This window comes from Arthrobacter sp. CAN_A212, from assembly GCF_015752345.1.
Taxonomy (GTDB): domain Bacteria; phylum Actinomycetota; class Actinomycetes; order Actinomycetales; family Micrococcaceae; genus Arthrobacter_D.
In genome coordinates this window covers 1-19,320 of the sequence record NZ_JADOUT010000002.1, presented here as the reverse complement: position 1 = coordinate 19,320, position 19,320 = coordinate 1, and the positions used below count along the sequence as shown (strand labels likewise).

Sequence of the window (19,320 nt, the reverse complement as noted above, 5' to 3'; positions counted from 1 at the left end):
ACCGATAGCGTCTTGAGGTATGGACAGTTGGCACCACCACCCACGCGCAGCATTTGACCTCGAAACCACCGGACGCGATCCGCAGCAGGCACGGATCGTGACCGCCTCGATCCTGCTTGTCGACGGCGACGGGGCGGTGCTGGAACAGCACGAGTGGATGGCTGACCCCGGCGTCGAGATTCCCGCCGAAGCCGCAGCCATCCACGGGGTCAGTACCGAACGAGCCCGCCGGGACGGTCACCCGATACAGCAGGTTGTTGGCCAGATCTCGGCAGTCCTCGGGCGGCTGTTCGCGGCGGGCATCCCGGTGCTCGCCTTCAACGCCCGCTATGACTTCACTGTGCTGGCCCGCGAAGGCTCACGTCACGGCGTGGAAGTGCCCCTTCCGTTCCCCGTGCTGGATCCCTACATCATGGACAAACAGGCGGATCGCTTCCGTCGCGGCAAACGGACCCTGACGGCCATGTGCGAGCACTATGGGGTGCCGTTTCAGAACGCCCACACCTCGGCCGCCGATGTGCTGGCCACGCTGCAGGTGGCAGCGGTCCTGGCTGTTCGTTTCCCCCACCTGCAACACCCGGCTGATGCGCTGCACGCATCGCAGGTGGTGTGGGCGGCGCGACAGGCTGAAAGCTTCCAGGAGTACCTCCGCCGCGAGAACCCGTCGGCAGTCGTCGAAGGGCGCTGGCCGGCGATCGCCTCCTAGCCACCGGGCCCCGTCGTCCCCACTTCGCCGCACCACCACCCGAGGCCCATCGAAGATTCTTCGAGGATAGGGACCCAGATCCCCCATCGACGGCGTCAGCGTGATGCGTAGCACTAAAGTTCAGTCACATCTTTCATGCGTGTGAAGATGGCTTGGGCGCTGGCCAGCGCGCCCGCCACCGGGATCCCAACAGGTCCTGGGGCGCACCTGCAACCGTGAGGGCCAATGATCACCGTCTCCGACCTGCGCAAGACCTACCGGCAGGGCACCCGCACCATCACCGCCCTGGACGGCGTTTCCCTGACAGTGCCGCGAGGGTCGATCCACGGCATCATCGGGCACTCCGGTGCCGGAAAGTCCACGCTCGTCCGGTGTCTTACCCTCCTCGACCGTCCCACCTCCGGCTCGGTGACGATCGACGGCCGGGAACTCACCGCGGTCCACGATTCCCAGATTCGCACCGCCCGACGCCGGATCGGCATGGTGTTCCAGCATGCAAACCTGCTGGATTCGCGGACAGCCGCCCAGAATGTGGCCCATCCGCTGGAGCTGGTGAAGACTCCGAAGGCCGAAATCGCCAGCACCGTGGCACGGCTCCTGGATCTGGTGGGCCTGGCCGGTTTCGCCGATGCCTACCCCTCACAACTTTCCGGCGGCCAGAAACAGCGGGTCGGGATTGCGCGCGCCCTGGCCTCCGACCCGGATGTGCTGCTCTGCGACGAGCCCACCTCAGCCCTCGATCCGACGACCACCGATGACATCCTGGACCTGATCCACAATCTCACCGACACCCTCGGGCTGACTGTGCTGATCATCACCCACGAGATGAATGTCGTAAAGCGGATCTGCGATTCGGTCTCCCTGCTTGAGGATGGACGCGTCGTGGAGCACGGCCAACTGCGGGACGTCGCCGCCCAGCTTGATGGAAAGCTGTCGCAGGCCCTCCTGCCGTTACCGGCGCACCGGCCGGGTGACCGGCCAGTGCTTGAACTGCTGCTAGCCGGTGAGGTCGCCTCCGGGCCCGTACTGTCCGATCTTGGCCGCCAGTTCGATCAGAGGATCAATGTGCTGGCCGGGAGTGTGGAGACGCTTGCAGACAGCCGGTTTGGCCGGCTCCGCATTGAAGTCGGGGAACTGGCGCCCATCGACGAGATGCTCGAGTACCTGCAGTCCCAGGGCGTCTCGGCGAAGGTGGCGTAATGGAATTTTTTGATCAGCTGTTCACCAACCCGGGCATTACCCGCGCGTTGCCCGAGGAATTTGCAGCGACCCTGCAGATGGTCGGCATCTCAGGGTTCTTCACCCTGTTGATCGGGCTACCCCTGGGTGTCTTCCTTTCCGCCAGCGCCCCCGACGGGCTGCGGCCGATGCCCCTGACCAATAAGGTGATCAGCGGCGTCGTCGTCAACATCACCCGTTCCATTCCGTTCGCCATCCTGATGGTGTCCCTGATCCCGCTGGCCCGGCTCCTGACCGGCACCTCGATCGGGCCGGTCGCGGCGTCAGTATCGTTGAGCATCGGAGCCATCCCGTTCTTCGCACGCCTGGTCGAAACGTCGCTGAGGGATGTGAGCAGCGGAAAGATCGATGCCGCGCTCGTGATGGGGTCTACCCGGATGCAGGTGGTGAGCAAGGTCCTGCTTCGTGAGGCGCTTCCTGGCCTGATTGCCGCATTCACCACCACGCTGGTCACCCTGGTCGGCTATTCAGCGATGGCAGGGATCATCGGTGGTGGCGGGCTGGGACGGCTGGCCTACAACTACGGCCTGCAACGGTTCGACACCACGGTCATGGTGGTGGTGATCGTCATCATCGTGCTCATTGTGCAGGCCATCCAGCTTGCCGGCGACGCAGCCGCGCGCCGCGTTGATCATCGCTCGGCCGCGACTGCGGGAAGCGGCAGGCGGCTCCGCCGTCGGGCCGCTGTCCAGGTGGTCGGCAGCTAGCCCACCCGGTCACGAATCTTTTTTGCACGTCATCTCGAAAGGAAACCAACTCTGTTGCGCAAGCTACTTACCCTCACCATTACCGGTGTCGCTGCTTCCCTGGCCCTGAGCGCCTGTGGAGGGTCAGCCGATACCGAGGTCGTCTCCTCGCTGGACCCGGCAAACCCTCAGACCATCACCGTCGGCGCGAGCCCGCAACCCCACGCCCGGATCCTCGAATTTGTCGACGAGAACCTCGCCGAGGACGCAGGGCTCGACCTGGAGATCACCGAGTTCGACGACTACACGACCCCCAATATCGCGCTCAGCGACGGGGATCTGGATGCCAACTATTTCCAGCACCTGCCGTACTTTGAGAGCCAGGTCGAGGGCCAGGGCTACGAGTTCGCCCATGGTGAGGGTGTCCACATCGAACCGTACGCCGCTTTTTCGGAGCAGCACGGGGACGTCGCTGAGATCCCCGAGGGTGGACGTATTGCGATCACCAACGATCCATCCAACCAGGCCCGCGCGCTGACCCTGCTGCAGGATGCCGGGCTGCTGGAGGACATTGCCGAGGACGCGTCAGTGCTCGCGCTGTCCGACGAGCAGAACCCGATGGGCCTGGAGTTTATCGAGAACCAGCCGGAGTTGCTGCTGAACGACCTGCAGGATCCCAGCGTTGACCTGGCAATCATCAATGGGAACTACATCCTCGACGCCGGGCTGAGCACCACTGATGCACTGGTGGTGGAGTCGCTGGACGGCAACCCGTACGCAAACTTCCTGGCGTGGAACACCGCGTCGGAGGGCGACGCGCGGATCGACAAGCTGGAGGAACTCCTGCACTCCCCCGAGGTCAAGGCCTACATTGAGGAACAGTGGCCGAGCGGCGACGTCGCACCGGCTTCCTAGACAGGGCCTTCGCCAAAGAACCCCGCACCCAGAGCGCTCATCGTCTCGGTGCGGGGTTCTTTGGTGTCTGCGTCAGCTTCAGCTCTCCGGCGTCGCACGCGCAGCGGCCGCCGCGGCGGCGGGCAGAGCATCGTAGATCCGGTTCAGGGCGGCGTCGTCGTGCGCCGAGGACAGGAACCAGGCCTCGAACACCGACGGCGGCAGGTAGACACCGGAGTCCAGCATTGAGTGGAAGAACGGAGCGTACCGGTAGGCCTCCTGCGCCAGCGCGTCAGCGTAGTTGTGCACACCGCCCGACGACGTACCGAAGGCCACGCTGAACAGGTTACCGGCACGCTGGATGGAGTGATCTACCCCGGCCCGGTCCAGTTCGGTGGACAGTGCCGTCGAGAGGGCCAACGACGCGGAGTCGATCTGCCGGTAGACCTCCGGCGTCGCGGCGGTCAGCTGGGCGACTCCGGCGGCCATCGCCAGCGGGTTGCCCGACAGCGTGCCAGCCTGGTAGACGGGGCCGAGCGGGGCGAGGTGATTCATCACCTCTTCGCGGCCGCCAAGGGCCGCAGCGGGGAGTCCGCCACCGATCACCTTTCCGAAGGTCAGCAGGTCGGGGGTCCAGGCCTCGGCGGTGTCGGCCGCGCCACCGGTGAGGCCCCAGTACCCGCCCGGACCCACCCGGAATCCGGTGAGAACCTCGTCGACAATGAGTAGCGCGCCATGCGCTGCGGTGATCCTGGCAAGGCCGGCATTGAAGCCGGGGCCCGGCGTGACGACACCCATGTTGGCCGGTGCTGCCTCGGTGATGACCGCGGCGATTGAATCCCCGTGGTCGGCGAACGCCGCCTCAACGGCGGCAAGGTCGTTGTAGGGCAGGACGAGTGTCTCGGCTGCGGTGGCCGCGGTGACCCCGGCCGAGCCGGGCAACGCCAGGGTGGCGACGCCGGACCCAGCGGCGGCCAGCAGCGAGTCCAGGTGACCGTGATAGCACCCGGCGAACTTCACAATAAGGTTGCGTCCGGTGTAGCCGCGGGCCAGCCGAACAGCGGTCATGGTGGCTTCGGTGCCGGTGGAGACCATCCGCAACCGTTCCACGGCGGGCACCCGATTCTGCACCAGCTGCGCGAGGTCAGCCTCGGCCGGGGTCGAAGCTCCAAAGGATAGACCGTTGTCGGCGGCGCGGTGCACCGCATCCAACACCGCCGGGTGGCCGTGTCCGAGCAGCGCTGGCCCCCACGAGCAGACCAGGTCGACGTATTCTGTGCCGTCGGCGTCGATCACGTGCGGGCCCTTCGCGGAGACCAGGAAGCGGGGGGTGCCGCCGACGGACCCGAAGGCCCTGACTGGCGAGTTCACACCACCCGGCATGAGGGTCTGCGCGCGGGCGAAGAGATCTTCTGAAACGGTCATGAGTGTTGCTCCTTCAGCCAGCCGGCAAGTTCGGCGGCCCAGTAGGTCAAAATGATGTTTGCCCCGGCGCGTTTGATGCCGAGGACCGATTCTTCGATGGCCCGGCGGCGGTCGATCCACCCGTTGGCTGCGGCGGCTTCGATCATGGCGTACTCGCCGGAGATCTGGTAGGCCCCGACCGGCACCGGGGAGAGCGCAGCGACGTCGGCCAGGATGTCGAGGTAGCTCATGGCCGGTTTGACCATCACCATGTCAGCACCCTCTTCGAGGTCCAACTCGACCTCGAGGAGTGCCTCGCGGCGGTTGGCGGCATCCATCTGGTAGGTGCGCCGGTCGCCCTGTAGCTGGGAGTCCACGGCTTCCCGGAACGGGCCGTAGAACGCCGAAGCGTATTTGGCGGCGTAGGCCAGGACGGCCGTCTCCTGATGTCCCGCCTCCTCGAGGGCCTGCCGGATGACCGCGACCTGGCCGTCCATCATCCCCGACGGCCCCAAGACGTGGGCACCGGCGTCCGCCTGGGCGACGGCCATCTCGGCGTAGACGGCGAGCGTCGCGTCGTTGTCGACAGTGCCGTCAGCGGCCAGGACACCGCAGTGCCCGTGATCGGTGAATTCATCCAGGCACACGTCACTCATGATCACGAGATCATCGCCCACCTCGGCGCGGACATCGGCGATCGCCCGGTTCAGCACGCCGTCCGGATCCAGGCCAGCGCTGCCGGTCGCATCGCGGTGCGCGGGAACACCGAACAGCATGATTCCGCCAACGCCCAATCCGACAGCTTCCGCTGCGGCGCGCTTCAGGGAGTCGGTGGTGTGCTGTACTACCCCGGGCATCGACGAAATAGGGTGGGGGCTGGTGAGGCCCTCCCTGACAAAGGCTGGCAGCACCAGCTCGGCGGGGCTGAGGCGGTGCTCGGCGGTCAGGCGGCGCAGCGCCGGCGTAGTCCGCAACCGACGGGGCCGGTGTTGGGGGAAACTCATGGTGCTCCTTCTCTCTTGCACTTAGCCTGTCACGATTGGAAGTGGTCCCGCGATGGCGACGGCGACGGCGTCGGCGATTCCCGCGGGGGTCGGCTCGACGGCCACGGAAGCGACGGGGATGCCCCACCGCACCGCTTCCGCAGCTGTGCTGGCACCGATCATGACGGCGGCGAGCCCGGCCGGAAAATCCTTACCGCTGGGTCCGGGACGTTGCTCGCTCAACCTGCGGACGGTGCTCGGTGAGGTGAACACCACCGCGTCGACTGCACCGTCGGCCACGGCCGCCCAAAAACCCGCCGGATCCAACTCGGTCTCGGTTGACGCCGGTCGCGGCACGCCCCGTTCGGAGGCCAGCGAAATCTCGGTGGTCAGCCGCTGTGCAGCCACCGCCGGGTAAGCGACCGTTCGGTAGGCAATGACCCGGAGCACATCCCAGCCCTGTTCCCTGAGCGAACGCTCCAGGGTGTCAGCCGCGAGGTCGGCCTGCGGGACCAGGACACGGCCGACGGGTGGCAGCATGCCCAGGGCGACGGCCAGCCCGGACGCCGAGCTCTCCTGGCCGGACCGCCCGGGCACCAGATCCACCCGGTAGCCTTCGGCTGCCAGGGCACTGGCGGTGGCCTCCCCGACTGCAGCAATGCGGGTGTGGCGGGGAATCCCACCGGGGAGATCCAAACCGAGGTGGGCCGAGCGCTGTTTCAGGGCGCGGACCGTGGTGCTGCTCGTCACGATGAGCCAGTGATACCCGCCCTCGCGCAGGCTACCCAGGGCGGCATCAAGCGGTGCGGTGTCCTGGGGAATTTCGAAGTCAATAAGCGGCAGCAGCTTCACCGTCGCCCCCCGGGAGGTCAGTTCCCCAACGATCGGCCCTGCCTGGTCTGCCCCGCGCAGCAACACAGTGCTGACACCATCAAGCGGCAGCGCACCGGAGGCCGGGGCTGGGATCATTGAGCGGTCAACGGCGCGATGGTGGCGGCGCCCGCAGCGAGCAGGTCCTCGGCGAGCCCCACACCCAGCGCGTCGGCGCCGTCAACGGACAGGTCCCGTCCCGAGCGCGCCAGACGGAGCAGTTTCGTCCCGTCGAGGCTGCACACCACTGCCTGCAGGGCGAGGACCCCGTCGTTGACGGTGGCGAGCGCCCCGATGGGGGCACTACACCCCGCCTCGAGCCGGCGCAGGACGGCCCGCTCTGCGGTGACCGCCAACCGGGTCCGGGTGTGGTCGTAGTCGTGCAGGGCCGCGGCGAACGGTGAATCCCCGGCGTCGCCGGTCCGGCATTCGACGGCCAGGGCACCCTGGCCGGGTGCCGGCAACATGACGGCCGGGTCGATGAGTTCGGTGATGTGGGAATCGCGGCCGAGTCGGAGCAGCCCGGCGGCTGCGAGTACCACGGCGTCCAGGTCCCCGGGTCCCGATTCGCTCAGCCCAGCCACCCGGGCCAGCCGGGTATCCACGTTGCCGCGGATGTCGATGACGTCCAGGCCCGGCCGGGCGGCCCGCAACTGTGCCGCCCGGCGGGGCGACCCGGTTCCCACGGTGGCGCCGTCGGGCAGGGTGGCCAGGGTCAGTCCGTCGCGGGCGCACAGCGCGTCCCGGGTGTCGGAGCGTTCCGGAATGGCAGCTACCGTCAACCCGTCGGCAAGGGTGGTTGGCAGATCCTTCAGGGAGTGGACCGCAAGGTCACAGCGGTCAGCGAGCAGCGCGTCCCGGAGCGCGGCGACGAACACCCCGGTCCCGCCGATCTGGGTGAGCGATCCCTTGTGGACGTCCCCTTCGGTACGGATCCGGACCAGTTCGTGCTGCGCTCCGCTCAGGTCGCTGATCCGCTCGGCGACCGTGGTGGTCTGGGTGAGCGCCAGCGCGCTGGCGCGGGTGCCTACCCGGAGCGGCTGGGTCACGCGCCCGGCACCGCCCCCGGTACACCGACCGTCGAGTCGGCGGCGGACACCGTGGGCTTGGGCCCCCGGCGGTTGGCGCAGCAGTTGGGCCGGCACACGTCAAACCAGGGTCCCAGGTTCGTTGCGGCGGGCCGTTCGGTGATGTTGTTGTCGACGGTCCGTTCGCAGATCAGGTCTACCAGACCGGCGACGAACTTCTCGTGGGTTCCCGGGGTCGGCACCCGCTCAGCGAGGACGCCCAGATCGGCGCAGGTCTCCAGGGCCTCCGTGTCGAGGTCCCATTTCACTTCCATGTGGTCGCTGACGAATCCGAGAGGCACGATCACGACGCCCTTGGTGCCAGCAGCGGCGAGGTCCTTGATGGCGTCGTTGATGTCCGGCTCAAGCCACGGCACATGGGGCGCTCCGGAGCGCGACTGGTACACCAGCGACCAGTCGACGTTGGCCGACGTCGGGATGCGGTCCAGAACCGCCTGCGCGGTGGCCAGGTGCTGGGCCACGTAGGCACCCTCGGCATAGGCGGGGCCGCCGTCGGCTTCGCCGTTGACCCGGGGTCCGGCGGCGTCGGCGTCACCGGTGGGAATCGAATGGGTCGCGAACAGGATGTGGATCGGCGCATCGGCCTCCCCGCTGTCGGCGAGCTTCCGGCGCAGCGCGGCCAGGCCATCGGTCACCCCTTCAACGAAGGGCTCAACGAAGCCGGGGTGGTCGAAGTACTGCCGGACCTTGTCCACCTCGAGCTTCCCGTCGAGGCCGGTTTCCACCAGGGCCATCCCCAAGTCTTCGCGGTACTGGCGGCAGCTGGAGTAACAGGAGTAGGCGCTGGTGGTGACGGTCAGCACGCGGCGGTGGCCGGCGTCGTACGCCTCCTGCAGCGTGTCAGCGATGAACGGGGCCCAGTTGCGGTTGCCCCAGAACACCGGCAGGTCGATCCCGCGGCTGGCCAGTTCGGCCTCCATCGCCGCTTTCAGCGCACGGTTCTGCGCGTTGATCGGGCTGATGCCGCCGTTGGCACGGTAGTGGTGCGAGACCTCTTCGAGCCGTTCGTCGGGGATACCGCGGCCCCGGGTCACGTTCCGGAGGAACGGAATGACATCTTCCTGGCCTTCGGGTCCGCCGAAGGAGGCGAGCACAATAGCGTCGTAGTCCTTCGGCGCCATCCTGCCATTGTCGTCAACACCGTCGAGCGGGTGAAATGCCTGTGCGGTCATAGGAGCACCTCTGCAATCCCGGCGGTATCAATCCGCCGTCCGGTATAAAAGGGAATCTCGTCACGAACATGGCGTCTGGCCTCTGTCTCACGCAGGTGGCGCATGAGGTCAACGAGGTCAACCAGTTCGGGTGCTTCAAGGGCCAGGATCCATTCCCAGTCGCCGAGGGCGAACGAGGAGACGGTGTTGGACAGGACCTGCGGGTAGTCGCGGCCCTTTAAGCCGTGGTCGTACAGCATTTCTCGGCGTTCTTCCGATGGCAGGATGTACCAGTCGTAGGAGCGGACAAACGGGTAGACGCAGACCCATTCGGCCGGCGCCACGCCTCGTGAAAAGGCCGGCGAGTGGCTCTTGGAGAATTCGGCAGCCCGGTGGACTCCCATTGCCGACCAGACGATCTCGGCGGCTGCGAACTCGGTGGTCCGACGGATCTTGCGGACCGCTGCCTGCAGCGCTTCGGGCTTGGACCCGTGGAGCCAGACCATGACGTCGGCATCCTCACGCATCGCTGACACGTCATAGAAGCCGCGCAGTGTCACACCGTCAGCGTCGAGGGAGGTGACTACCTCATCGAGAGATCCGGTGGCGGAGGGCTGCGTGACGGCACTGCGTTTGAACACCGTCCACAGGGTGAAGTACTGCTCTACCGCGGCGTCGCCGTCGGTGGCTGTCGAGGAATTCTGCGTGTGCTCCGTGCGGGTTTGCTCACTCATGGTACTAGTCTGCCCCGCCGCAATGAGCAAACCGAAATTCAAAGGTTCTACTGCGCGTAGAAAGTCGCGAACATCACAATGCGGCCACGTTGCCGACCGCTAGGTGAGCCGGTCGGCCAGCGCTGTCGCCCGGACCCGTGCATCGTCGATGACGGCGACCAGGCCGGTGCCCGCCAGCCAGGCACCCGTGATCTCCAGGTTCCGTTCGGCGGCGGCGGCGGCACGAACCCGTGCCACCAGGTCCCGGTGTCCCACCGACGCGTGCGGGAGGGCTCCGTTCCAGCGGACCACCTTCCACCCCACCACGTCGTCATCGGCAATCGGGGTCTCGAGCAGGGCCGACGCGTCGGCGAGCGCCTGCCGGTACAGGCTGTCGTCGTCGGCGAGTTCCTCCCCCACCTGCCCGGCCCTGCCATAGGACAGTCGCAACACGTGCGAGCCCGGCCCTGCCTGGTCGGCCAGCCACTGCCATTTGGCGGTGGCGTGGGTGAGGGCTTTGGCGCTGACGCCCTCGGCCCCGGCAGCCACCAGAACCCCCGTCCCCCGGGGATGCGCGTCGAGTTCCGGGACGTCGACCACGAGGGTCACCAGTGCAACGCCGGGAACGGCCCGGGGACGGTCGGCGAGGAGGCGCGGCAGCGCGTCGCCCAGCAGGTCGACGGCGCCGGGCCCATCCACTGCCATGACGACGGCGTCGGCCTTCACCGTGGACTCCGCGTCGGATTCCGTGCTGGAAACTTCTGCACTGGCGTGATTCGTGCTGGTGGATTCCGTGCTGGTGGAAACGCTCGTCGTGATTGTCCAGCCGGTCCCGGAACGGGCGATGTTGCGCACCTCGCTCCCGGGGCGCAGGTGGACTCCGGCGGCCCGTAATTCGTCGGTCAGCACCCGGGTGAGCTGGGCCATTCCTCCGCTCAGTCCACCAACCGCTGATCCGGCTGGCGCAGCGGCACGCATGGCACCCACTGCGGCACCGAGTGACCCGTGTTTCTTCATCATCTTGCGGAGGCCCGGCGCCACCGAATCGACGTCCAGGTCGTCGGGGTCCGCCGAGAATACTCCGCCGACCACTGGGGCAACGAGGCGGTCGAGGACGTCGACTCCCATGCGGGCGCGCACCACCTCACCGAGGCTGACGCCGTCGTCCTTGTACAGGCTCCCGAGGGGCAGCACCCGGTCAAGGGATGCCCGCAGCGCTCCTGCGCGGCCAATAGCGTTGACAATGTCCGGGTCGAGCACGTCTGCGGGAATACCCAGGATGCCGCTGCGGGGCAACGGCATCGCGCTATGCTGCGGATCCTTCCCGGGGAACTGAATCCAGGCGCCCACCGGGTTGGGCGTGACCAGCAGATCTCCGAGGCCCAGCTCACGTGCCAGCGCCGGGACGGTCTCCGACCGGGTGGAGTAGGACTCGGCACCACTGTCCAGCCGCAGCCCGGCGACCTCATGGTCAGCGACGCAACCGCCGAAACCCGCCGAGCGCTCAAGGACAGTCACGTCCAGGCCCCGCTCCGCCAGCTCGCGGGCAGCGACCAGCCCGGCCATTCCGCCACCGACCACGACGACGGTCCTGGCCGCTGGCTGGCGGGAAACAGTGGTGCGGTGCGGCATGGTTACGGTTCCACCGAGTGGATAAGTTCGACGATGCGCGTCAGAACGGTGGGATCGGTGTCCGGTGGTACCCCGTGGCCGAGGTTCACCACGTGGCCCGGGGCAGCCGACCCTGCCTTGAGGACGTCGAGAACGTGTGCTTCGAGCACCTCCCACGGCGCCGTCAGGAGTGCAGGGTCGATGTTGCCCTGCAGGGGAACCGTGCCGCCGAGGCGCCGGTTGGCCTCGTCGAGCGGTAGCCGGTAGTCCACTCCCACCACGTCCACGCCGACGTCGCGCATGGCGACCAGCAGCTCCGAGGTACCGGTCCCGAAGTGGATGAGGGGTGCGCCGAGACCCCTCACGAACTCGAGGGCACGTCCGGAGGCCGGGGCGACGTGCGCCTGGTAGTCCGCCAGACCGAGGGACCCTGCCCACGAGTCGAACAGTTGCGCCGCGCTGGCGCCGGCTTCCAGCTGGGCCCGGAGGAACTTACCCGACGCATCGGCAGCCCAGCGGGTGAGCGCACCCCAGGTCTCGGGATCGGAGTGCATCATGGTGCGCGGACCCAGGTGGTCGCGGGAGGGTTTGCCCTCGACCATGTAGGCGGCGAGGGTGAACGGCGCACCGGCGAACCCGATCAGGGGGGTGCTGCCGAGTTCAGCGACGGTCAGTGCGACCGCCTGACGGATTGGTTCAAGTGCCTCGTCGGTAAGCTCCGGAAGCGCCGCGACGTCGGCGGCAGTGCGGATCGGGGCGCCGAGCACGGGACCGATCCCCGGGACGATGTCGACGTCGACACCGGCGAGCTTCAGCGGGATGACGATGTCGGAGAAAAAGATGGCCGCATCTGTGTCGTGCCGGCGGACCGGCTGGAGAGTGATCTCCGAGGCCATGGCCGGGTCGAGGCAGGAGTCGAGCATCGCTGTCCCCTCCCGCAGCTTGCGGTATTCAGGGAGGGACCGTCCGGCCTGGCGCATGAACCACACCGGACGACGGCTGGGCCGCTGACCGCGGTAGGCCGAGATCAGAGGCGAGGAAGAAGTCCGGCCATCTACCAGGGGGTGTGCTGCACTCAAAGTCATATCTCGATTGTGCCCAAGTTCAGACGGTTTGGGTTAACCCACCGGTCGCCGACGTTGAGCGGTCCGCCTGCCTCCGCTGGCCACAGCCGATGGAGGGTGGTGAATCTCACCCGCCACGATCACCGAATTGGCGGGGAACTTAGGCATACCTATTGAAGCGCAGGAAGGAGATTTCGCTATGCTGATGGGGCTGTGGTTTTACTATCTTTGGTTGCAACCCATTCCGATGTGGATCTGGAAACCGTCGCCCGACTCAGTGTCGGCGCCGACCAGGTCGCATCCGCTGTGCTCGCTGACGGCCCGGCGGTCTCTGGCGCTGTCACCCTGGCCACGTGCAACCGCCTCGAAATCTATTGCGATGCCCCGTCCACCGATGATGTGGAGGCTGCACGCTCCACCGTCATCGCCCGCATCAGCGGACTGTCGGGCCTGCCCGAAAGCTGGGTCTCCTCGGCCTTCACTACCCGTACGGGCGAGGACGTTGCCCGCCACCTCTTCGCCGTCGGGGCGGGTCTTGACTCTGCTGTCGTCGGGGAACGGGAAATCGCCGGCCAGGTGCGACGGGCATTGATCGAATCCCAGGCTAACGGGACCACCAGCGGACCGTTGGTTCAGCTCTTCCAGGAAGCTTCCCGCACCGCGAAGGACGTCGGCGCGCAGACAGCGCTGGGTAGCCAGGGCCGCTCCATCGTGTCGGTAGCCCTCGAGCTGGCGGCGGACCTGTCACTGACCCGCGAGTTTACTGACAAGTCAGTGGTGGTGTTCGGCACCGGGGCCTACGCCGGTGCGACCATGGCACTGCTGAAGGAGAAAGGCTGCACCAGCGTCTCGGTCTACTCCTCCTCCGATCGCGCCGAAACCTTCGTCTCCACCCGGGGCGGGGTCGCGCTGACCTCCGAAACACTTCCGGCCGCGCTGGCCGACGCCGACATCGTCGTGGGCTGCAGCGGCAGCGATAACCGGGTTGGGGCCGACGACGTCGAACGGGTGCGGGCCGGCGTCGACAAGCCCCTGATCATCGTCGACCTCGCGCTGAGCCATGATTTCGACCCGGCCGTCGGGTCCCTGCACAACGTTGAACTGATCACCCTTGAATCGGTCCGGGCTGCGGCACCCAGCGAGCAGGCAGCGGCCCTCGGCCAGGCAAGCACCCTCGTCATCGACGCCGCAAAGAACTTCCAGGACCGTCAGGACTCACGCGCAATGGACACCGCCATTGTCGCGCTCCGGAAGCACACGCAGCAGGTACTGGAATCCGAGATGCAGAAGGTCCGGGCCCAGCACGGGTGCACGGCGGCCGCTGAGGAAGTGGAGTTCGCTCTGCGCCGGATGGTCCGCCAACTGTTGCACGTGCCGACGGTCCGCGCCCGGGAACTGGCCGCTGACGGCCGCCAACAGGATTACGCCGCAGCGCTGGAAGCGTTGTACGGCATCAATCTGGATGCCCCGGCCGACCAGTCAGGCGACGCCGGTTGCCCGGTGAGGCAGGATCCACCCGCCACCGGCACTGGATAACCGCACCCCTATCTAGTAGACCGGCTTCTCCGGCTCAATCTGTTTGACCCACTCCAGGATTCCGCCGTCCACGTTGTAGACCCGCGAATGTCCCTCGGTCCGCAGGTGCCGGACTACGTCCGCCGATCGACCACCCGCTTTGCAGTGCACGTAGACGTCCCGGTCCGCGCTGACCGTGAGTTCGCCAGAGAGCACCGAGTTCTTGGGCATGAGGGTAGCGCCGTCGATATGGACGATGTGGTATTCGCCCGGTTCCCTGACGTCGATCAGGTCGAAGTCACGCTGCCCGCTCCCCCGCTCGCGCAACAGCTGCTCCAGTTCGGTGACGCTTACCGACGGTATGGGGTTCTCCGACGCCGCATCGCCGGTCGCGTCGCCGACGGCCGGCAGGCCACAGAACGCCTGGTAGTCCATCAACTCGGTGACCGGCACCGCGTCGGGATCGCGGCGGACCCGCACCTCACGCCAGCTCATCTCCAGTGCATCGAAGATCAGCACCCTGCCCAGCAGCGGAACCCCCGTGCCCGTGATGAGTTTGATTGCCTCATTGACCATGACCGAGCCGATCTGGGCGCACAGGACACCGAGCACCCCGCCCTCGGCGCAGGACGGAACGGATCCGGGCGGCGGCGCATCCGGGTACAGGTCACGGTAGCTGGGGCCGTGTTTGGCCCAGAACACACTCACCTGACCGTCGAACCGAAGAATGGAACCCCAGACATAGGGCTTTCCCAGGATCTCTGCGGCGTCGTTCACCAGGTAGCGGGTGGCAAAGTTGTCGGTGCCATCCAGGATCAGGTCATAGCCGGAGAAAATGTCCACCGCGTTGCTGTTGTCCAGCCGCACCTCGTGCTTGACGACGGTGACCAACGGATTCAATTCGGCGATGCGCTGTGCGGCCGACTCCGCTTTCGACTGACCGACGTTCGAGACCCCGTGGATGATCTGGCGTTGCAGGTTGGAAAGGTCGACGACGTCGTCGTCGACAATCCCGAGGGTCCCCACCCCGGCGGCGGCGAGGTACAGCAGCGCTGGGGAGCCCAGGCCTCCCGCGCCGATGACCAGCACCCGGGCGTTCTTCAGTCGCTGCTGCGCGGTCATCCCGAACTCGGGGATGATCAGGTGGCGGGAATAGCGCTCGGTCTCTTCCTTGGTCAGCGTGGCATCCGGGCCGACCAGGGGGGCCAGAGCCTGGCCGTTTGTGCTCATGCCTTAAATGTATGCCCGGCAAACTCCCGGGGGCCAGTCGCGCGACCAACGAGGTTACCCGCGGGTAAACTGGAGGCTACCCTCCCCGGCCCCACCGCGGGACGCACCTCGACCGAAAGCCAGACGAACTGTGAGCGCAGAAGTACCGACAGGCGGCAAATCGACGCGCCTACCGCGGGATGAGCGACGACGCCAACTGCTGAGCGCCGCCCACGAAGTGTTTGTCGCCAACGGGTATCACGGTGCGGCGATGGACGAGATCGCAGAGGTGGCGAAAGTCAGCAAACCGGTGCTGTACCAGCACTTTCCGGGGAAGCGGGAGCTATACCTGGCATTGCTGGAGAGCCACCTCGCCGAGCTGACCGCCCTGCTGGTGGAGGCTCTGCAGTCCACCACCGACAACAAGCTCCGGGTCCACGCCACGATGCGGGCCTACTTCCAGTTCATCGCCCAGGACAGCCAGGCCCACCGGCTGGTCTTCGAATCCGACCTGTTCAACGACCCTGATGTCAGCGGCAAACTCGAAGAGTTCAACGCCCGGTTTGCCGACGCGATCGCCGGCGTGATCGCCGAGGACACCCGCCTGTCCCACCTGGAAGCGACCCTGCTGGGGCACGGTCTGGCCGGGATGGCACAGGTCAGCGCGCGCTACTGGCTTGAGACAGACGGCAGCATGGACATCGATGTGGCAAGCGAGCTGATTTACCGTTTAGCTTGGCGCGGAATCAGTCGCTTCCCCAAGGAAATCTAGAGTAAGTTCCAGTGAGGGCAAGCAATAACCACCCACTTACCGCTATAGCAGGAGGAACCGCCATGGAAATCAAGATTGGTATCCAGAACGTCAACCGGGAAATTGTTCTCGAGTCCGAACAGACCGCCGACGAGGTTGCGGACATTGTGGCGAAGGCGATGAACGGCGGCGCTGAGCTCCGGCTGGCAGACAGCAAGGGCCGCCACGTCATTGTCCCGGCAAACGTTCTCGGCTACGTGGAAATCGGCGCCGAAGAGTCGCGTCGGGTAGGTTTCGGGGCCCTCTAGGGAACGGTCCACAGGGACCATAGGCGGGGTCGGGCATGGTAACGCTCCTGGCGGTCACCCTGGTGACGCTGGTGCTCGGCCTTGCCGTGCGGTTCGCCAACCGGCACCATCAGCACTACAACACGTTGCTGCTACCGGTCGTTGCCCTCGCCTCGGGACTGGCGGCCTGGGTGATCGTGCAGTTCACCGGGCTCGGCTACAACCCGGATCTGTTCTGGCTCAGCTGGCTGCTGCCGATCCTATGCTCCGCCGTGATCACCATTGGCGTCGCGTGGTGGCTCGGCCAGCACCGGGAGGCAGCCGAGGCCGCAGCGCTCCGGAAAGTGTCCGATGACTAGAGCCCGGGTTGCCCCGCACCGCCGGCGGACCTTGCCCTGTAGGCTCACACCATGAGCGTTACACCCGAGCTGGCACTTTCACTCGACAACCGCTTCGTGCGGGAACTGCCCGAGTTGGCGGTTCCCTGGCAGGCTGAGACTACGCCTGAACCCCGGTTGCTCGTCCTGAACGAACCTCTCGCTACGCAGTTGGGGTTCGACGTCTCTGCACTGCGCACACCCGGGGGCCTCGGGCTCCTGACGGGTAACGAGGTGCCCGAAGGTGCAACCCCGGTGGCGCAAGGCTACGCCGGGCACCAATTCGGGGGGTTCTCTCCTCGTCTCGGTGATGGTCGGGCGCTCCTGCTCGGGGAACTCACTGACCCCAGCGGCCACTGCTACGACCTCCACCTCAAGGGGTCGGGGCGCACGCCCTTCGCCCGCGGCGGCGACGGGCTGGCCGCTGTCGGACCGATGCTCCGTGAATACATCGTCAGCGAAGCTATGCACGCCCTCGGTATTCCAACGACCCGATCCCTTGCCGTGGTGGCGACCGGACAATCCGTCCGCAGGGAGACGCTCCTGCCCGGTGCCGTGCTGGCCCGGGTGGCGGCCAGCCATCTGCGGGTAGGCAGCTTCCAGTACGTCCAGACAATGGGCGACGTCGACCTCCTCCGCCGCCTCGCCGATCACGCGATCAGCCGCCACTATCCCGAGGCCGCGATCGCCGCCAACCCCTATCTCGCTCTGTTCGAGGCAGTCCAGGCCGCCCAGGCTTCCCTGGTGGCCCAATGGATGCTCGTCGGGTTTGTCCACGGGGTAATGAATACGGACAACATGACCATTTCCGGGGAGTCGATTGACTACGGACCGTGCGCGTTCATGGACGGGTTTGATCCCGGAGCAGTGTTCAGCTCCATTGACGACGCCGGTCGCTACGCCTACGCCAACCAACCGGTGGTTGCCGAATGGAACCTGGCCAGGCTCGCCGAGGCGTTGCTGCCCCTCCTGGACGATGACCAGGAGCAGGCCGTCGCATTGGCCACCGAATCCCTCGGCCGGTTCCGTGATCAGTACGGTGCAGCGTGGTCAGCCGGGATGAAGTCCAAACTGGGGTTCGCCGCCGACCATGCTGATTCGGTGGTGCTGCCGCTGGTGGATCAGCTCCTGGCCCTGCTGCAGGACTCTCGCGCCGACTACACCTCCTTCTTCCGGTCCCTCGGGGCTGCGGCACGGGGCGACGCCGGTCCGGTACACGCCCTGTTTGAGGGCGACCAGCAGGGTCTGGATGAGTGGCTGAACCGCTGGCTCGCTCTGGGTCCGGATTCCGCAGCGATGGATCGGACCAATCCCGTCTATATCCCCCGCAACCATCTGGTGGAGGAAGCTCTCGCGGCGGCGACGGACGGCGATTTGGAGCCACTCGGACGCCTCCTGGAAGCGGTCACCGCGCCTTTTGACAGCCGCCCCGGACTGGAACGCTACGCTACCGGCGCACCTGAGGACTTCGGAACCTACCGGACCTTCTGCGGCACGTAGGTTTCACAGTCCCGTCCCGCAATCCTGCGACCCAGTTTCACCCGATGGTCATCCCCATGCTGTTCGTTCACCGCTTTGATCGTGCCTTTGGGCGAGGTGAATTCGGCAAGCACTCTGTCAGTATCGGGGATGTTGGGCCGCACCGGGTTCAAGCCGCTCCGGGTTGAGGGCTTCCGCGTTTCCGTATCCGTCGGCGTCGGATACCTAGCGTGACGGATTCGAGCCGAATAGCTGGTTTGGCTCTCCCCGGCTCGGCGCCAGCTCGAGCTCCAATTCCAGCTCCAGCTCCAGCTCCAGCTCCAGCTCCAGCTCCAGGCAATGGTGGTGCGGTGGAGTGGTAGGTGTGGCCGGTGGGGGTGGTGGTTTTGAGCTGATGTCTCGGTCCGGGTGCGGGGGCTACAGTCCAGCCGGGGTGTTCTTTGGTGTGGTTGCACGCTTCGCAGAGTCCTGCCCCGTTCGTGATCGATGTCGGTCCTCCCGGGTGCCACGGGATGATGTGGTCGATGTGGCGGATCGGTGCGTCGCAGTACGAGGTCCGGCAGGTGTCATCCCGGGCGGTGATAAACCGGCGTTGCGCTTTCGTAAAGAGCCGGGCCGTGGAATCCATCGCCACCAAATCCCCGGTCGATGGTGCCGTGTAGAGGCGACGTAACCAGACGTCGAAAGCCGAACCTCCTTGCCCCGACCGGCTTTGATCCTTCCGGCCAGTGCCAGTGCCGCCAGCTGGTCCTGACCCGGTCGAATCTGCTGGGCTGGTTTGGCCGGTCAGATTGTCCTGGCTGGTTGCTGGGCTGATCCGACTGCCCTCGCCGGTTAGTGGGCCGGCCGGATTGTCCTGGCTGTTTGCTCGGCTGGTTGCTGGGCTGGTCGGTGTTCCTGCCTGGAGGAGGTTGCGTGCCCAGCTGGAGGGGACGATGCCGTAGCCGGGGATCCTGGCTGGTTCGCTGTCGCCCTGGAAGAGGGCACGGTCGGTCATGATGAGCTGCAACTCGACCCGGCTGATCCCACCGGGGACACCGGTGACGCGTTCAACGAGGGTATCGGCCATCACCTGACCCCGAGACCTCGGGTCACCGGTACCCCGGACCGTGTCAGCGTGACGCGTCAACACAGCGTAGGTCGCGACGGCCTCCTTCACCGGGAGCAACGCTGTCAGGTAGGCCATGGTGTCCGGTGCCGAGGGTGTCAGATTGATTGTGTAAGGGATGCGGTTGCTGATTGATTGGAGAATCATTGTGACGATGACTGAACACGAATCACCGAGCGCGGAGG

Annotated in this window: 19 protein-coding genes; 9 read left to right on the top strand and 10 right to left on the bottom strand. The window is 66.4% G+C overall.

Annotated features, from left to right (window positions below):
* Positions 1–19: 19 nt before the first annotated feature.
* The 4 genes from IWX64_RS02750 (at position 20) to IWX64_RS02735 (ending at position 3,546) form a co-directional block, all read left to right on the top strand.
* The gene (locus IWX64_RS02750; RefSeq protein WP_196865643.1) at positions 20–706 is read left to right on the top strand and encodes a 3'-5' exonuclease; all 687 of its coding nucleotides are present in this window, start codon (positions 20–22) and stop codon (positions 704–706) included.
* Positions 707–931: 225 nt separating this feature from the next.
* Positions 932–1,906, top strand: coding sequence for a methionine ABC transporter ATP-binding protein (locus IWX64_RS02745; RefSeq protein ID WP_196865642.1), 975 nt, complete (start codon positions 932–934; stop codon positions 1,904–1,906).
* Entirely contained in the window at positions 1,906–2,652 is a 747-nt protein-coding gene (locus IWX64_RS02740; RefSeq protein WP_196865641.1) for a methionine ABC transporter permease, read from the top strand. Before IWX64_RS02745 ends, IWX64_RS02740 begins: the two co-directional genes overlap by 1 nt.
* A 54-nt stretch (positions 2,653–2,706) precedes the next feature.
* Positions 2,707–3,546 carry a MetQ/NlpA family ABC transporter substrate-binding protein gene (locus tag IWX64_RS02735; RefSeq protein ID WP_196865640.1) on the top strand — a complete coding sequence of 280 codons (840 nt, stop codon included), beginning with the start codon at positions 2,707–2,709 and terminating at the stop codon, positions 3,544–3,546.
* Positions 3,547–3,624: 78 nt separating this feature from the next.
* Here the strand turns inward: IWX64_RS02735 and hemL are convergent, their stop codons facing one another.
* The 8 genes from hemL to hemE form a co-directional block, all read right to left on the bottom strand.
* On the bottom strand, positions 3,625–4,950 hold the full coding sequence (hemL, locus tag IWX64_RS02730) for a glutamate-1-semialdehyde 2,1-aminomutase (RefSeq protein WP_196865639.1): 1,326 nt from the start codon (positions 4,948–4,950) through the stop codon (positions 3,625–3,627).
* The gene (hemB, locus tag IWX64_RS02725) at positions 4,947–5,933 is read right to left on the bottom strand and encodes a porphobilinogen synthase (RefSeq protein ID WP_196865638.1); all 987 of its coding nucleotides are present in this window, start codon (positions 5,931–5,933) and stop codon (positions 4,947–4,949) included. The genes hemL and hemB overlap by 4 nt, the downstream gene beginning before the upstream one ends.
* A gap of 21 nt (positions 5,934–5,954) precedes the next feature.
* Positions 5,955–6,881, bottom strand: a complete 927-nt coding sequence (locus IWX64_RS02720; RefSeq protein ID WP_196865637.1) for a uroporphyrinogen-III synthase — start codon at positions 6,879–6,881, stop codon at positions 5,955–5,957.
* The gene (hemC, locus tag IWX64_RS02715; protein ID WP_196865636.1) at positions 6,878–7,831 is read right to left on the bottom strand and encodes a hydroxymethylbilane synthase; all 954 of its coding nucleotides are present in this window, start codon (positions 7,829–7,831) and stop codon (positions 6,878–6,880) included. Before hemC ends, IWX64_RS02720 begins: the two co-directional genes overlap by 4 nt.
* Positions 7,828–9,042, bottom strand: coding sequence for a ferrochelatase (locus tag IWX64_RS02710; protein WP_196865635.1), 1,215 nt, complete (start codon positions 9,040–9,042; stop codon positions 7,828–7,830). Before IWX64_RS02710 ends, hemC begins: the two co-directional genes overlap by 4 nt.
* The gene (hemQ, locus tag IWX64_RS02705; protein WP_196865634.1) at positions 9,039–9,755 is read right to left on the bottom strand and encodes a hydrogen peroxide-dependent heme synthase; all 717 of its coding nucleotides are present in this window, start codon (positions 9,753–9,755) and stop codon (positions 9,039–9,041) included. Before hemQ ends, IWX64_RS02710 begins: the two co-directional genes overlap by 4 nt.
* Before the next feature lie 99 nt (positions 9,756–9,854).
* A complete protein-coding gene (gene hemG, locus IWX64_RS02700) occupies positions 9,855–11,366 on the bottom strand; it encodes a protoporphyrinogen oxidase (RefSeq protein WP_196865633.1) in 1,512 nt (503 codons plus the stop codon).
* A 2-nt stretch (positions 11,367–11,368) separates the two neighbouring features.
* On the bottom strand, positions 11,369–12,430 hold the full coding sequence (hemE, locus tag IWX64_RS02695) for a uroporphyrinogen decarboxylase (protein ID WP_196865632.1): 1,062 nt from the start codon (positions 12,428–12,430) through the stop codon (positions 11,369–11,371).
* 192 nt (positions 12,431–12,622) lie between these two features.
* Between hemE and IWX64_RS02690 the strand changes: the two genes are divergently transcribed.
* Complete coding sequence (locus IWX64_RS02690; RefSeq protein WP_196865631.1) at positions 12,623–13,945, top strand: glutamyl-tRNA reductase; 1,323 nt, start codon at positions 12,623–12,625, stop codon at positions 13,943–13,945.
* Between the two features lie 12 nt (positions 13,946–13,957).
* Here the strand turns inward: IWX64_RS02690 and moeB are convergent, their stop codons facing one another.
* Positions 13,958–15,154, bottom strand: a complete 1,197-nt coding sequence (gene moeB, locus IWX64_RS02685; RefSeq protein WP_196865630.1) for a molybdopterin-synthase adenylyltransferase MoeB — start codon at positions 15,152–15,154, stop codon at positions 13,958–13,960.
* Between the two features lie 130 nt (positions 15,155–15,284).
* On the opposite strand from moeB, the gene IWX64_RS02680 reads away from it, so the two are divergent.
* The 4 genes from IWX64_RS02680 to IWX64_RS02665 all read left to right on the top strand — a co-directional run bounded on the left by IWX64_RS02680 (position 15,285) and on the right by IWX64_RS02665 (position 18,048).
* The gene (locus tag IWX64_RS02680) at positions 15,285–15,905 is read left to right on the top strand and encodes a TetR/AcrR family transcriptional regulator (protein ID WP_334683129.1); all 621 of its coding nucleotides are present in this window, start codon (positions 15,285–15,287) and stop codon (positions 15,903–15,905) included.
* 62 nt (positions 15,906–15,967) lie between these two features.
* Positions 15,968–16,192 carry a DUF3107 domain-containing protein gene (locus IWX64_RS02675; protein WP_196865629.1) on the top strand — a complete coding sequence of 75 codons (225 nt, stop codon included), beginning with the start codon at positions 15,968–15,970 and terminating at the stop codon, positions 16,190–16,192.
* A 35-nt stretch (positions 16,193–16,227) separates the two neighbouring features.
* Entirely contained in the window at positions 16,228–16,530 is a 303-nt protein-coding gene (locus IWX64_RS02670) for a hypothetical protein (RefSeq protein WP_196865628.1), read from the top strand.
* A 51-nt stretch (positions 16,531–16,581) separates the two neighbouring features.
* A complete protein-coding gene (locus IWX64_RS02665; RefSeq protein ID WP_196865627.1) occupies positions 16,582–18,048 on the top strand; it encodes a protein adenylyltransferase SelO in 1,467 nt (488 codons plus the stop codon).
* Positions 18,049–18,196: 148 nt separating this feature from the next.
* Here IWX64_RS02665 and IWX64_RS16930 read toward each other — a convergent pair.
* The coding region (locus tag IWX64_RS16930; RefSeq protein WP_334683128.1) for an HNH endonuclease at positions 18,197–19,320 on the bottom strand (1,124 nt) is incomplete at its 5' end.

Bases quoted from the DNA above. Each gene is read 5' to 3' on its own strand.
- IWX64_RS02750 (WP_196865643.1), top strand. From the start codon at position 20: ATGGACAGTTGGCACCACCACCCACGCGCAGCATTTGACCTCGAAACC.
- IWX64_RS02745 (WP_196865642.1), top strand. From the start codon at position 932: ATGATCACCGTCTCCGACCTGCGCAAGACCTACCGGCAGGGCACCCGC.
- IWX64_RS02740 (WP_196865641.1), top strand. From the start codon at position 1,906: ATGGAATTTTTTGATCAGCTGTTCACCAACCCGGGCATTACCCGCGCG.
- hemL (WP_196865639.1), bottom strand. From the start codon at position 4,950: ATGACCGTTTCAGAAGATCTCTTCGCCCGCGCGCAGACCCTCATGCCG.
- hemB (WP_196865638.1), bottom strand. From the start codon at position 5,933: ATGAGTTTCCCCCAACACCGGCCCCGTCGGTTGCGGACTACGCCGGCG.
- IWX64_RS02720 (WP_196865637.1), bottom strand. From the start codon at position 6,881: ATGATCCCAGCCCCGGCCTCCGGTGCGCTGCCGCTTGATGGTGTCAGC.
- IWX64_RS02710 (WP_196865635.1), bottom strand. From the start codon at position 9,042: ATGACCGCACAGGCATTTCACCCGCTCGACGGTGTTGACGACAATGGC.
- hemQ (WP_196865634.1), bottom strand. From the start codon at position 9,755: ATGAGTGAGCAAACCCGCACGGAGCACACGCAGAATTCCTCGACAGCC.
- hemG (WP_196865633.1), bottom strand. From the start codon at position 11,366: ATGCCGCACCGCACCACTGTTTCCCGCCAGCCAGCGGCCAGGACCGTC.
- hemE (WP_196865632.1), bottom strand. From the start codon at position 12,430: ATGACTTTGAGTGCAGCACACCCCCTGGTAGATGGCCGGACTTCTTCC.
- moeB (WP_196865630.1), bottom strand. From the start codon at position 15,154: ATGAGCACAAACGGCCAGGCTCTGGCCCCCCTGGTCGGCCCGGATGCC.
- IWX64_RS02675 (WP_196865629.1), top strand. From the start codon at position 15,968: ATGGAAATCAAGATTGGTATCCAGAACGTCAACCGGGAAATTGTTCTC.
- IWX64_RS02670 (WP_196865628.1), top strand. From the start codon at position 16,228: ATGGTAACGCTCCTGGCGGTCACCCTGGTGACGCTGGTGCTCGGCCTT.
- IWX64_RS02665 (WP_196865627.1), top strand. From the start codon at position 16,582: ATGAGCGTTACACCCGAGCTGGCACTTTCACTCGACAACCGCTTCGTG.